The organism is Flavobacterium franklandianum (genome assembly GCF_007097365.1).
In the GTDB taxonomy this organism is placed as follows: domain Bacteria; phylum Bacteroidota; class Bacteroidia; order Flavobacteriales; family Flavobacteriaceae; genus Flavobacterium; species Flavobacterium franklandianum.
In genome coordinates this window covers 53164-67091 of sequence record NZ_VJZR01000010.1, presented here as the reverse complement: position 1 = coordinate 67091, position 13928 = coordinate 53164, and the positions used below count along the sequence as shown (strand labels likewise).

Genomic DNA, 13928 nt, shown 5'->3' with positions numbered 1-13928 from the left:
AACCAAAAAGTGAATTTACTTTTAAAATTGATTAATTAATAAATGTCAACAATTATTTTACAGATAAATAAAACAGTATAATCATGAAAAATCATAAAAACACAATGCTGATAGCAATAATAATGCTAACTGCGACCCTAACAATGAATGCGCAAAATCAGATATTTTCTATTCATGCTGATTATGTAAAACCATCAATGGAATCAGAATATGTTGAAATCTCCAAAGCTTTTGTGGCTGAATGCAAAAAACACAATTTGCAAAATGCTGATTGGACACAATTACGATTGGATAATGGCACTTATATTACTTTCGAAGCTATTCCAAACATGGCAGCATTAGACGTAGATGTTTTTGCCCCATTAGTAGAAAAAATGGGGGCAGAAAAATTTAGTGCTCTTTTTGATCGCTATGCAAAATGTTATGACAGACACGGCAGTTATATTATTACTCGAATCGAGAATCTTACTTACATGCCAGAGGGAGCAATTGCTACACAGGAAGGTCAGAACTATAGAAAATACCATTATTTATATGTTACACCTTCTACTTCTAAAATGATTGCAGAAAAAATGAAAGCCATAAAAGAGCTTTATGCTAAAAAAGGTTCTAAAGAATATTACCGAGTTTATCATAGCGGTTTTGGAACATTGGGTGAATTTTTTCTAGTGGTAATTTCAGCAAAAGATGAACTATCCTATGCAAAACAATCGGAGGAAAATGAAGCAGTCATAGGAGATGAAGGAAAAAAACTTCTTGACGATTTATTTAAAAACATATCCCGTTATGATCCAATAACTGGTTATGTACTTCCAACTTTAAGCTATAACACTAAAAAATAAAACTATGAAAAACTTATTTATACTTGGACTTGCATTAGTATTCTTGACATCTTGCAATCAAAAACAACACTACACCCAGCAATCAGCTGAAATCGATACTTATAAAAAAGCTATTGCTGCTTATGAAAAACAAAAATGGGATGAATTAGCTAGTTATTATGCTGATAGCGCCAAAATCCAAATGAATGTTACTAAAGAAAATGCGCAAACCATTGCTCAAAACATAACTCAAAGCAAAGATGATGCAAAGCATTTTTCCTCTTGGAGATTTAATCCCAAAAGTGTAGAATATGAAATGGTCGTTACCGATAAAGGAGAAACTTGGGTAAACTTTTGGGGGAATTGGGAAGGAACTTTAAAAGCAAACAACAAAACATATGTAACTCCTGTTCATCTCACTGCAAAATTTATTGATGGTAAAATTGTAAGAGAAGATGGCTATTGGGACAATTCTAAATTAATGATAGATTTACAAAAAATGCAACCGCTAGCTCCAAAAGAAACGACCACAACAAATTAATTAATAACAACAAAAAAAATAAAACCATGAAAAAATTAACACTTGTAGCATTACTGTTCACTATGGTCATTAGCTACGCACAAAAAAAATCAAATGGAACTGTTTATATCAATCATCCCGCTATTGATGTGGTTGATGCCTATACAAAAACAGTGAATAGTGGAGACTTGGATAAATTAGATGCTTTTTTTGCAGACGATTTCAAAGCATACAATTCCTCTACAGACAACCAATATAGTAAAGGTACAGATAAAACAGCTTTTGTAAAAAGAATAAAATCTTGGAGAGAAAGCATCGATTATTTTGCAATTAAACCTGCAAACGGAGCCTATCCTGATGCCATTGAATATAAAGATGAAGATCAAAAAGATGTAGTTTGGGTGCAAACTTGGGACGAAGTCAAAGGGGTTCATAAACAAACTGGCGTAAAAATAAATATGAATTTACACCGATCTTTCGTCATTAATAAAGCCAATAAAATTAAAACAATCTTCATCTATGACAATCCTCAGGTCTTTGACGAAATAGAAGATAGCTACACCGAAAGAACCAATGGAACCATTTATAACCACCACAAAAACATCAACAACGTAAAAAATATGTTGTTTGCTTTTGAAAATAAAGACCTCAATAAAAGTTACAGTTATTTTGCAAATGATGCCGTTTTTACAGACATCAACAGTACAAACAACAAACCATATACACTTGAAGAGCAAAAAGCAATTGACAAAAAAGTTATGGATGCCTTTGATATCGTTGGATTAGAAGTAGTTGGTTATCCAGATTATATGCACTATGAATTAGGAGACAATGGTGTAGTATATTCTTGGTGGACTTGGCATTTGATTCGCAAATCAGACAAAAAAGAAATTTCGTTACCGATGCATTACCAGCACAATGTTGACAAGAACGGAAAAATATCAAGGGAAATTGCTTATTACAATGGCTCATTGTTGAAATAAACAAAACCTAACAGTTTAAATAAGCAGATGCAATTATTAATTCCAAACCTCATTGGTGTAAAAACCAGTGAGGTTTATTTAAACCGAATTAAAAATGAAAAAAGTAGGAATAATAGGTGGTTCTGGTTTCATAGGAAGCTATATCACCAAAGCATTTTTAAATAACGGGTTTCTTGTAAAAGTTTCGGCAACGGATATAAAAAGGGAAGACAAATACCAACATTTGGTAACATTAAATCATTCGGATAATTTGCACATTAGCGAATTGGATGTAATGAACAAATCGGCATTACAAGATTTCGTTTTCGATTGTGATATTATTATTCATAGTGGAACACCTTTTCTTTTAGAATTTCAAGATGCAAAAAAACAACTGTTTGATCCCACTATAAAAGGCACCGAAAACTTTTTAGAAGTAGTTAGTAAAACTCCAGGAATCGAAAAAATAGTTTTTATCGCTTCGGTTGCTGCTTGGAATACCAACTTTCCATTACCCGCTGTAAATAAGTCTTTTACGGATACCTTTGATGAAAGCGATACCCGATTTACAAGCACCGAAAGTCATCCGTATGCGCAAGCTAAATTTATGGCTAACCAAGTTGTAGAAAAGTTTATAAAAGACAATCCAAATTTGTTTTTCGAAATCAGTTCCGTTTCTCCAGTAATGGTGTTAGGAAAATCAATGTCTAATAGAGAAGACTCCACTTCATCAGTATTACAATATCTAATCAAAAAAAAAATTGCCCCTGACAAATTCATTCAAGAACTTTATGACAACGATGTTCCTTTTGCTATTGTAGATGTTGAAGATGTTGCCAATGCTGCTTTTAAAGCCGCAACCACCATTGGATTACACGGCAAAGATTATTTATTGACTAGCGAAACCTATAAAGTGTCCGATATAAGCGCCATGCTTAATCATCAAGAACCCAAAGAAAAAGCAAGTATTATTTATAAAAATGATTTGGCTAAAATTGATTTAGGCATCCAATTCAGACCCGTAAAAAAAACTTTAAATAATTATTCTAATTAAAAAATAATGGAAGACTCCAGTGCTAAAGTTAATCGCGCAAAAAAAATCCGATTTGAAAAATCTGGATATTATTTTATAGGCTTAGTAGCTATTATGATTTTAGGTTTTTGGCCTACTTACTTTTCCAAATATTTTGATGGAACAGCGAACTTCAATTTATATTTTCATTTCCATTTTATGATGGCTTCACTATGGATAGGCTTATTAATTGTACAACCCATACTTATTAAGAAAAAAAAACTGGCTATTCACAAGCAAATTGGAAAATTGAGTTTTATCATCTTACCCTTGTTTATCATCTCGGTCATTTTATTGAAACATCATCAAATTGGCGGAAAAGTTGCACAAGGTTTGGGGGCTAGCTTGTGGTTGCAATTAAAAGATATCATTATAATTAGTGTGATGTACACTATTGCAATAGTGAATAAAAATAACATTCAAATTCACGCTCGAGCAATGATTGCGACAGGCATTGTGTTTATAGAACCAACATTAGGACGTTTTATTATTCTAACAGTATTATCTGAGCCAAATTTTATACTTGGGCTTGGAATAACAGTAGCTATAATGTACACTCTCATTATTTCGCTAATTATTATGGAACGTAAACAAACCAGCGGAAGATGGGTTTTCCCACTTTTATTATTAATATTTATGGCATTTCATTATCTAATTTTCAATCAGGTGAGCTTTCCATTATGGGATTCCTTTGCTAAATGGTTTGCCGAATTACCTATTACATAAAATATTCAGTCGTAGATCCTGAACTAAAAAGAACTCAAAGAAAAAGCAAGTATTGTTTAAAAAACGAGTAGGTTAAAAAGGACTTAAGCATTTCATTCAACCCAGTTAATAAAACATTGAATAATCATTCAAATTAAATAACGGAAAACTAAATCCCAATAAAAATTATAAATTCTAGCTATTTTAAATTAAATTTAAAATTTTTTAACTTTTTTAATTATTTACCATCATAAAACTCATAAAATTGACAGTATGTCTTACTGCGTTTTTGATGTTAAGTTGCAACGAAAAAGCCAAAGAAACCGAAATAACAAAAACAGCAACATCTGAAGAAATTGGTCAAATGAATAAAGATATCGCCAAAGTATTAGTAGTAAAAGATGCTCAAAACGCTACTCGTAAATATGACTAAATTGCATTTTTATTACCCCAAACCGAACTAAATATTAAAGGAGGAGCAAATATTGAAAACTATTGGTAAGAAGCATTTGATGCAGGCTTAATTGCTACTTCTGTCAAAACAATTTCCGTAGCTAGAGATTAAAACAAAATAATAAACCAATAAAATATAACATCGTGATAGAACAAAAAATGTATTCAAGAAGATTAGAGGGAAAAATAGCATTAATTACGGGCGCAACAGGCGGAATTGGAGAAGCCACTGCAAAACGATTTCTGGAAGAAGGTGCAAGTGTTATGCTTGTTGGTCGGTCTGAAGAGAAATTAAAAGAAACTCGACAACGCCTCTACGATTTTAAAAATGTAGCAGATTTTGTAGCAGACGTAGCAGATGAATCAGCTATGGCAGCAGCCTTTGAAGCTACTATCAAAATATTTGGTGGTTTAGATATCTTAGTTGCCAACGCAGGAACTGAGGGTAAATATGCTCCTATTGAAAACTTAAAGTTTGAAGATTTTGAAAGTGTCCTTCGTATAAATGTTATAGGTGTTTGGCTTTCGATGAAATATGCAGTCGAGCCAATGAAGAAACGCGGTGGCGGTTCAATAATCGCACTATCATCAACCGCAGGAATGGTTGGCTCAGCAACAATGGCACCGTATATAGCAAGTAAACATGCTGTTTTTGGATTGGTAAAAACAGCGGCACTCGAATTAGCGGCATCAAATATCCGAGTCAACGCTATTGGCCCTGGTTCAATTGATAACCGAATGATGCGTTCGCTTGAATCCCAATTTAGTCCTGAGGATCCAGCTGCTTGGCAAGATTTCGTTTCCTATAATATACCTATGGGTAGGTATGGAACAAATGAAGAGGTTGCCAATCTTGCATTATTTTTGGCTAGCAATGAATCAACCTACTGCACAGGTGGAATTCACATGATAGATGGTGGATTTATAGCTGGCTAGTTTCATTTTTTACCGATAATTAAGTATAATTTAATAACCCGTTTGATCTAATTTATCGCAACCGTCAGAGTGAGTGTTTTATTTGTGAAGTAAAACGAAACAAAAAATGTATCGAGAAACATTTTTAACAAAAACTTTTCTTGTTCTCGATACGATTTTCTCCCGAAAATCACTCGATCTGACGAAAAATTAGTATCAAAAACTATTTATAATCAACGAGTTTAAATAACAATTAAACACAAATTAAAAATGAAAACAATAAAATTTTTAGTACTTGGAAGTGTAACTTTATTACTTGCAACTTCAATTGTTAGCTGTGTTCAAAAAGAGCCTGCAACACCAAATAAACCAATAGTTCAATCAGAAACACCCGAATATTTTTTGCTCCGTCCGGAAGTAGAAAAAGCCTATGGTTATAGTCACGCAGTGAAAATTGGCAATGATATAAAAATTTCGGGAGCTGTAAGTATGGACGATAAAGGAAATCTAACAGCTCCAGGCAGTATGGATCAACAAATGAAAAACTGTTATGCCGATTTAGAAAAAATCTTAAAACATTACGGTTGCACTTTTGATGATGTTGTAGTAGAAAATGTATTTACGACCAATATGGCAGAATTCATGACTGTTTCTGGATTCAGAAACTCAGTGTACAAAAAACAATTTCCTACTGGCACTTGGCTCGAAGTAAAAGGTTTGGCATTACCAGGCCAATTAATAGAGATTGATATGGAAGTGCATCTAACAAAATAAATTATGAAAAAAATCACCTTCTTACTCATCACTTTTTTAATTTTCGGTATGATAAAAGCGCAAAACATCAACTTTACTTTTAACCATATTGCCTTATCCGTAAAAAGCCTTGACAAATCGGCTGCATTTTACAAAGACATAATGCAATTTCAAGAAATCACCAATAAAACAAAAATAGAAGGCATCCGTTGGTTTGCTTTAGGAGAAGAAAAAGAACTCCATTTGGTTTCCATTTTAAAAGAGCCTGTGACAATCAATAAAGCAGTGCATTTTGCTTTGACAACTTCAAATTTTGACACTTTTATCAAAAAACTAAACACTAGTAAAATTTCATATTCAGATTGGCCGGGAATCCCCAATAAAATTACTATAAGAGCAGACGGAATCAAGCAAATTTATTTTCAAGATCCTGATGGTTATTGGATAGAAGTAAATAGTGTGGGTCAAAAATAAAAGTTAACCAAACCAATTAAACTAGTTTATGACAACAACAATCCAACAACGAATTCTCTCCATTGATATCCTACGTGGCGTTGTAATGGTAGTAATGGCGCTCGATCATGTGAGAGATTATTTTCACATTTATGCTTGGACAGATGACCCTTTGAATCTAGAAACCACCACTCCAGCACTTTATTTTACAAGGTATATTACTCATTTTTGCGCTCCTACATTTGTTTTCCTTTCTGGAGTTTCAATTTATTTGCAAAGCTTGAGAAAAACAAAACCCGAATTGAGTGTTTTTTTAATAAAGCGTGGCTTGTGGTTAATTTTTGTCGAAATGATTATTGTTTCTTTTGCATGGTCATTTAATCCTGCCTTCGAACGGTTTCCATTGGCAGTGATTTGGGCCATTGGTGTGAGCATGCTTCTTCTTGGTTTCCTCATCAGATTGCCTTATAAAGTAATTTTAGGATTAGGATTAGTAATCGTTTTTGGACACAATTTATTAGATTTTCCTGAAGCAGCACCTGATTTTAATGGCGGTTTTTGGTTGGATTTATTACACAGTAGTAAATGGACTTCCTATCAAATCATCGGGAATAGTAAATTAATTATTGCTTATCCTTTTCTGCCATGGCTGGGCTTGATGATTATAGGATATTGCGCTGGTTTACTATATTCACCTCAATTTGACGCTGCAAGAAGAAAAAAAATTTTAACCCAAATGGGAATGGGATTGTTGGTTTTATTTGTGATTTTGCGCAGCATTAATATTTATGGAGATCCTGTAGCATGGTCACCACAACGAAGCGAATTGTACACTTTCTTTTCATTTATGAATATCCATAAATATCCACCATCGATTTTGTATATGTGTGTTACCATCGGTTGTGCCCTACTACTTTTGCCCTATTTAGAAAAATTAGAAAACCGATTCACCAAAATAATGGTCGTTTTCGGTCGAACAGCTTTCTTTTATTATATTTTGCATTTGTATTTGATACATGTTTTAGCTATGATTAGTTTTTATATTCAAGGACATACTTTGTCGCAAATAGCTGAAACGGATAGTATATTTAAATGGAAATTTGTTGTTCCAAGCGAAGGTTTTAGTTTGATTGGTGTTTATGCTGTTTGGCTTTTTGTAATTCTATGCTTGTATCCGCTATGCAAATGGTATGACACCTACAAAACCAATCACAAAGAAAAATGGTGGTTGAGTTATTTGTAAATTTAAAAACTAAACAATTACATTTATCCAATAGTAACAATCTATGAAAAAAATAAAATTCCCTTCTGCTCAAACTATTTTATTAGTAATTGCCGCATTTGTAGCGATACTAACTTGGATTATTCCTTCGGGAAAATATGATAGTTTACTTTATAATAAATCAGACAACACTTTTATAATTGAAAGCAAGGGAAACAAGACTTCTATTCCTGCCAATCAAAAATCATTAGACCAACTGAACATCAAAATACCGCTCGAAAATTTCACGAATGGTGCAATTTATAAACCCATTAGTATTCCAAATACCTACGAAAAAGTGGAAGCCAATCCCCAAGGTTTTTTTGAGTTTGTAAAATCACCCATTAAAGGAATTATTGAAGCATCGGATGTTATTTTTTTGGTGCTTTTTATTGGTGGATTAATTGGAATTATGAATCTCACCGGAGCTTTTGACGCTGGAATTGTATGGATGTCGGATGTTTTGAAAGGAAGAGAATACATTTTGATAATTCTAACCACAACATTAGTCGCATTAGGAGGAACTACTTTTGGTTTCGCCGAAGAAACATTAGCTTTTATCCCCATTTTAATTCCCGTTTTTATTGCAGCCAAGTATGATGCAATGGTTGGAATTGCTTGTGTTTTCTTGGGTTCGTCTGTTGGTTCTATGTGCTCTACCACCAATCCATTTGCTGTAATCATCGCTTCAGATGCCGCTGGAATAAATTGGACAACCGGCCTTTACGGAAGAGTGATACTATTTTGCATTTGCACCACAATTTCTATTCTTTATATTCTGCGTTATGCAAAAAAAGTTAAAAATGACCCTACAAAATCAATCATTTTTGATCAGAAAGTAGAGATCGAAAAATTATTTGGTGGCAAAAAAGACAACACTGCATTAGAACTGACTCTCAGACTTAAAATCATAATTTTTATTTTCACGTCGAGTTTTATCATAATGGTCATAGGTGTTTCTATGTTAGATTGGTGGTTTACTGAGATGGCTTCTGTGTTTTTTGTTGGTGCCATATTGATAGGTTTTGTTGCCAAAATAAAAGAAAATGATTTTGTAAATGCTTTTTCAAAAGGGGCTGGAGAATTGCTCGGAGTAGCATTCATAATTGGTATAGCCAGAGGTGTTTCTATCTTAATGAAAGACGGAGCCATAAGCGATACCGTACTTTATAATACCAGTGCTTTAACTGAAGGAATGGGCAAAGGTATTTTTGTAAATGCCCTGTTTTTTATCTATAATGGTCTGTCATTTTTCATTCCATCGTCTTCAGGAATGGCGGTGTTATCGATGCCAATTATGTCACCACTTGCTGATACAGTAGGCATTGGTAGAGAAGCAATCGTAAACGCCTATCTATACGGAATGGGAATATTTGGAATAATCAATCCTACTGGATTAATATTGGCAACATTAGGAATCGTAAAAATTGGATTCGATAAATGGCTCAAATTTGTTTGGCCTCTGGTAATTATTCTAGCCTTGATTTCAATGGTGTTTTTAACAATTTCTGTTTATTGATACTAACAATATAAAGCTATTTTTTATTCCGATTTTTTTATTTCGGTTCGGGGACCAATGCCGTTATTATTGAAGGCTTCAATCTGAAAATAATAAGTATCATCTCTATCCATTCCTGTGAAAAAATAATCGTTTTTGCCATAAACCATTATGTTTCCGTATAATTTATCCGGTGTTTTTCCGAAGTAAATTACATATCCATCGGCGGCATCGTTTTGTTCCCATTTCATCCAAGAACTGCGTCTTTCTCCAAATTTATTTTTTTCAGCGCGAAGCACAACAAAATTCTCAACCACTTTTGGTTTTTCGCCAGCACCTTTTCCAAAAACTCGAAAACCACTTAAAGCAAATTTTCCTGTTGGCATTTTTATGTTGACTAATTTCAAAAAACGAGCTTTAATAGGGGTTTTCAATTCAATATAATCGTGCGGAACATCTTTTGTGTTGCTGCTTTTATCAACGGCAACCGTCCATTTTTTTCCGTCATTCGAAGCCAAAATTTTATATTGATGAAACTTTCCTATTGTTTTGCCCATAAACTCCACATCCTGATCGGCATAGTTAATTTGGATAGCGTTTACAGTCGAAACTTCGCCCAAATCGGTTTGAAACCATTCGCCGGAATTAGCTGTTTTGGCACTCCAATAGGTTTTTAAATCTTCATCAACAGCCAAATTAGGTTGAAACCCTCCCAAAGTGGAAGAAACCTGTACCGGCTTATTGTAATTTAGCATCATCCAGCCCGTAAATAATCCTCTGACATGGTCGGCATTTTTGGTGGGCAATTGCGTTGGATAATCGCCATAAGCTGTGTTGCAATACATCACGTCGTCTTGGTCAAAACCTGCAGGCCAGATTCCTATTCGGCGTTCAAAACTATTTTTAACTCCTAAAACTATGGTTGAAACGTGCCAATAATTTTTAAAATTATCTAAATAAGTTGCACCGTGACCCGCTCCTCTGGCAAATCCACCCGGCTTATACGAAAACGGATTGTGGGCTTGATAAGCAAAACCCAACAAAGGATCAGTGCTTACAAAAACGCCGTCAGCATATCCGCTAAATTCAGTAGCCGGGGCTCCGTATTGCAAATAATATTTTCCGTTGTGCTTCGTCATCCAAGCGCCTTCCATAAACGGTTGCAGAAAAGTATTGTCGTTGTATTCTCCAAATCGTTCCCAACCGTGGTCATCAGGATGCAGCGAAATCATAGGTTTTACAAAACCTTCCGATTGCAAGGTTTTGGTGTTGATTTCGGTTCCCAAAATCGGAAATTCATTGCTTGAATTCCAGTATAAAAACAATTTGTCTTTTTCTTCATCGTATAAAAATCCAGGATCCCAAGCTCCTACTTTCAATGAATCCGTGGCGATCTCCCATTCGTCTTGGGTTGGATTTTTGCTTTTCCAAATTGGGAAAGTCGGTTCATGAGTTGAACCTATTACATACATTTCGTCTTTCATCACAAAAACGGCTGGCGCACACAATTCGTCATAAACTTTATGCTGTGGGAGTAAAAATTTTCGCGGTACAAAATTCCAATCATTCATATCATCACTCCACCAATAACCCCATTGATTGGTCGAAAAAAGAAAAAATTTGCCCTTAAAATTTACAATCACAGGATCAGCGGTGGCACGATGTTTCCCTTGCGTTACAAAATTCGGAATGGGACAATATCCGTAATCAATATTGATGGGATTACAATAGGTTTTTTGCTGGGCGTTGGCATTTATGAAAAAACACAACAATAAAGTGAAGAAAGTGTTTTTGAATGTTTTCATTTTACAATTTTATTTTAAATTTAAATAAGACCTTTGATTTGAGATATAAATTAATAGCTACATAAAATTTAAAACATCGTTCCTTTTTTAGATAGCTGATAAGGTAATTCTATGGTAAAAACACAAAATGAACCGAGCCAACGGCTCTCTCTTCAATGGTTAACTTTATAAACCGGACTAAAGTCCGGCCTTACAAAATATACCGAGCCCAAGGCTCTATTACGTTATGTAAAAATTCCTTGGGAACGAGCCATATTGTAATAAACTGGCCTTTAGTCCGGCCTTACAAAATAAACCGAGCCCAAGGCTTTATTACGTTATGTAAAAGTTCCTTGAGCCATATTGTAATAAACTGGCCTTTAGTCCGGCCTTACAAAATAAACCGAGCCCAAGGCTTTATTACGTTATGTAAAAGTTCCTTGGGAACGAGCCATATTGTTGCAACGGATTTTAATCCGTTGAATAATGTGGGATATATTTAATATCAACCAAAAAAAACGAACGATTTTTTTACGAATCTAGTCGGATTTAACGACCCATCTAACAGGTTTAAAAAACCTCATAGATATCACAAACGCTTTAATTAATTGGTTCGAAGCTTATCGCTGTTCCTCCTCCGGGTGCTAAATTCAATTTGATTTTTGATTTAGAAGTAACTTCTATTGTGCTTATTTTGTAAGCTATTGGATTGTTTTTCCAATCGGCATCTTTTGCATCTTCATAAATAATGGCTTTGTATTTTTTTCCCTTGGTCAGGAAATCTAATTTAATTTCTGATTTTCTGGCATTTTCATCTGTGATGGCGCCTAGAAACCATTTTTCAGAATTTTTAGCTTTTCGAACCACGGTCAAAAAATCTCCGGGTTCAGCTTCAAGATATTTAGAATCTTGCCAATCTAGCGCAACATCTTTGATAAACTGAAAAGCATCTGGATATTTCTCGTAGTTTTCCAGTAAATCGGCAGCCATTTGCAAAGGTGAATACATCGTGACATAAAGAGCCAATTGTTTTGCCAAAGTAGTTTGAACTTGTTCGGTTTTCGATTTGTCGTAATAACTCATTTTTATTTCGAAAATTCCAGGTGTATAATCCATTGGACCACCAAGCAGTCTTGTGAAAGGCAAAATCGTTTCGTGCATTGGAGGATTCCCAGTACTCCAAGCATTGAATTCATTGCCACGAGCTGCTTCGGCAGCGATATAATTTGGATACGTACGGCTGTAACCTGTGGGACGGGAACTTTCGTGAGAATTGATCATTAATCTATAATCGGCAAATCGTCTGGCCACAAAGTTAAAATGATTGACCATAGTTTGTCCGTCGTGAAATTCGCCACGCGGAATAATTTTGCCTACATAACCCGATTTTGCTGCTGGATAATTGTATTTTTTCATCAACTCAAGTGCGCGATCCAAATGTCTTTCATAATTGGCAACCGAACCCGAAGTTTCGTGGTGCATAATCATTTTTACATTTTTAGATTTGGCATAAGCCGTAATCACATCTAAATCAAAGTCGGGATAAGGTGTCGTGAAATCGAAAACTTCTTCTTTCCAATTGCCAAACCAATCTTCCCAACCTACATTCCATCCTTCGACCAGAACGCCATCGAAACCATTTTTGGCAGCAAAATCAATGTGTCTTTTGGTGTTTTCAGTAGTTGCTCCGTGTTTTCCAGAAGGAATTAAATCTTGGGTCAAGGAGTTTTGGGCATTTTGCGAACCGGCATAATCCCAAGTTGATTTTCCAACATGCATTTCCCACCAGATTCCAACATATTTCATAGGTTTAATGAAAGAAGTATCGTCGATTTTACAAGGTTCGTTCAAGTTCAAAATCATCTTGGAACCCACAATATCTCTGGCATCATCGCTAACCATAATGGTTCTCCAAGGAGAAACGCAAGGTGCTTGCAAATAGGCTTTGTCGCCAATGGCGTTTGGAACCAAATGTGAGGTTAATTTATTATTTTTCACAGCAGCATCAAGGTGCATCACAGGATAATTCACAACTGCGGCTTCAAAAATATTAAGATACAGGCCCGAAGGCGATTTCATCATCAGTGGAGATTGAACTGTATATTTTCCTGCAATAGATTTTACACCAATTCCGTTATTTAAATTTAATTTTGAGTTGTCAATTTCAGAAAACAAGGTTTCGTTATACACATATTCTTGACTGTCAAAATCGCCTGGAATCCAGAAAACTTTGTGATTATCGGTTAAATTGAACTGGGAAACCTCATCAGAAATGATGAAATAATTTAAGTCTTTTTGCTTTGGAAAATCATATCTAAAAGCAACTCCTTCGTCGAAAACTCTAAAAATTAGATTCATTTTTATGTGCGTTTCCTTTTGAGAGAGAGCTATTATAAGTTCATTGTAATGATTTACAATATTTTCTTGTTCTCCTAAAACGGGTTTCCAAGATTCATTGAAACTAGAATTTTTGACGCTATCTATTACAAAATTAGCATCCAAAGCGGGTTTATCCTTTAGTTTAATCCCTAAAGTACTTTCGGAAATTACGAGTTTAGAGTTGTAATTAATAGCATAAGAAGGTTGCCCAGAAGGGGTCAATTTGAAATCAACAGAAATCTTTTTGGAAGGCGATTGAATGTTTTGAGAATAAGCAGTATTTAATAAAAAAGCCATAAAAAGGAAAAGTAAATGTTTCATTTTATTTATTTTATAATTTAAGAATATTTGA

13 protein-coding genes are annotated in these 13928 nt (G+C 34.5%); 11 read left to right on the top strand and 2 right to left on the bottom strand.

Annotated features, from left to right (window positions below; genetic code table 11):
• Positions 1 to 83: 83 nt before the first annotated feature.
• The 11 genes from FNW17_RS11545 (at position 84) to FNW17_RS11500 (ending at position 9434) form a co-directional block, all read left to right on the top strand.
• Positions 84 to 842 carry a hypothetical protein gene (locus tag FNW17_RS11545; protein ID WP_144071707.1) on the top strand — a complete coding sequence of 253 codons (759 nt, stop codon included), beginning with the start codon at positions 84 to 86 and terminating at the stop codon, positions 840 to 842.
• Between the two features lie 4 nt (positions 843 to 846).
• A complete protein-coding gene (locus tag FNW17_RS11540; RefSeq protein WP_144071706.1) occupies positions 847 to 1362 on the top strand; it encodes an ester cyclase in 516 nt (171 codons plus the stop codon).
• A 26-nt stretch (positions 1363 to 1388) separates the two neighbouring features.
• Entirely contained in the window at positions 1389 to 2324 is a 936-nt protein-coding gene (locus tag FNW17_RS11535) for a nuclear transport factor 2-like protein (RefSeq protein ID WP_143391121.1), read from the top strand.
• 94 nt (positions 2325 to 2418) lie between these two features.
• Positions 2419 to 3357 carry an NAD-dependent epimerase/dehydratase family protein gene (locus tag FNW17_RS11530; RefSeq protein ID WP_143391122.1) on the top strand — a complete coding sequence of 313 codons (939 nt, stop codon included), beginning with the start codon at positions 2419 to 2421 and terminating at the stop codon, positions 3355 to 3357.
• A 6-nt stretch (positions 3358 to 3363) separates the two neighbouring features.
• Positions 3364 to 4101, top strand: coding sequence for a hypothetical protein (locus tag FNW17_RS11525; RefSeq protein WP_143391123.1), 738 nt, complete (start codon positions 3364 to 3366; stop codon positions 4099 to 4101).
• A gap of 244 nt (positions 4102 to 4345) precedes the next feature.
• Positions 4346 to 4513: a hypothetical protein gene (locus FNW17_RS16350; RefSeq protein WP_185964828.1), complete on the top strand. Its 168-nt coding sequence runs from the start codon at positions 4346 to 4348 to the stop codon at positions 4511 to 4513.
• Between the two features lie 179 nt (positions 4514 to 4692).
• Positions 4693 to 5469 (top strand): SDR family NAD(P)-dependent oxidoreductase, encoded by a 777-nt coding sequence (locus FNW17_RS11520; protein ID WP_143391124.1) that lies wholly within the window; start codon positions 4693 to 4695, stop codon positions 5467 to 5469.
• 249 nt (positions 5470 to 5718) lie between these two features.
• A complete protein-coding gene (locus FNW17_RS11515) occupies positions 5719 to 6222 on the top strand; it encodes a RidA family protein (protein ID WP_143391125.1) in 504 nt (167 codons plus the stop codon).
• Between the two features lie 3 nt (positions 6223 to 6225).
• Positions 6226 to 6675 (top strand): VOC family protein, encoded by a 450-nt coding sequence (locus tag FNW17_RS11510; RefSeq protein ID WP_235892989.1) that lies wholly within the window; start codon positions 6226 to 6228, stop codon positions 6673 to 6675.
• 28 nt (positions 6676 to 6703) lie between these two features.
• Entirely contained in the window at positions 6704 to 7897 is a 1194-nt protein-coding gene (locus FNW17_RS11505; protein WP_143391126.1) for a DUF1624 domain-containing protein, read from the top strand.
• A gap of 43 nt (positions 7898 to 7940) precedes the next feature.
• Positions 7941 to 9434, top strand: a complete 1494-nt coding sequence (locus FNW17_RS11500) for a YfcC family protein (protein ID WP_143391127.1) — start codon at positions 7941 to 7943, stop codon at positions 9432 to 9434.
• A gap of 23 nt (positions 9435 to 9457) precedes the next feature.
• On the opposite strand, the gene FNW17_RS11495 is transcribed toward FNW17_RS11500, so the two are convergent.
• Both FNW17_RS11495 and FNW17_RS11490 read right to left on the bottom strand, forming a co-directional pair.
• Positions 9458 to 11218 carry a discoidin domain-containing protein gene (locus FNW17_RS11495; protein ID WP_144071705.1) on the bottom strand — a complete coding sequence of 587 codons (1761 nt, stop codon included), beginning with the start codon at positions 11216 to 11218 and terminating at the stop codon, positions 9458 to 9460.
• Positions 11219 to 11797: 579 nt separating this feature from the next.
• A complete protein-coding gene (locus tag FNW17_RS11490) occupies positions 11798 to 13897 on the bottom strand; it encodes a glycoside hydrolase family 97 protein (RefSeq protein ID WP_144071704.1) in 2100 nt (699 codons plus the stop codon).
• Positions 13898 to 13928 lie beyond the last annotated feature (31 nt).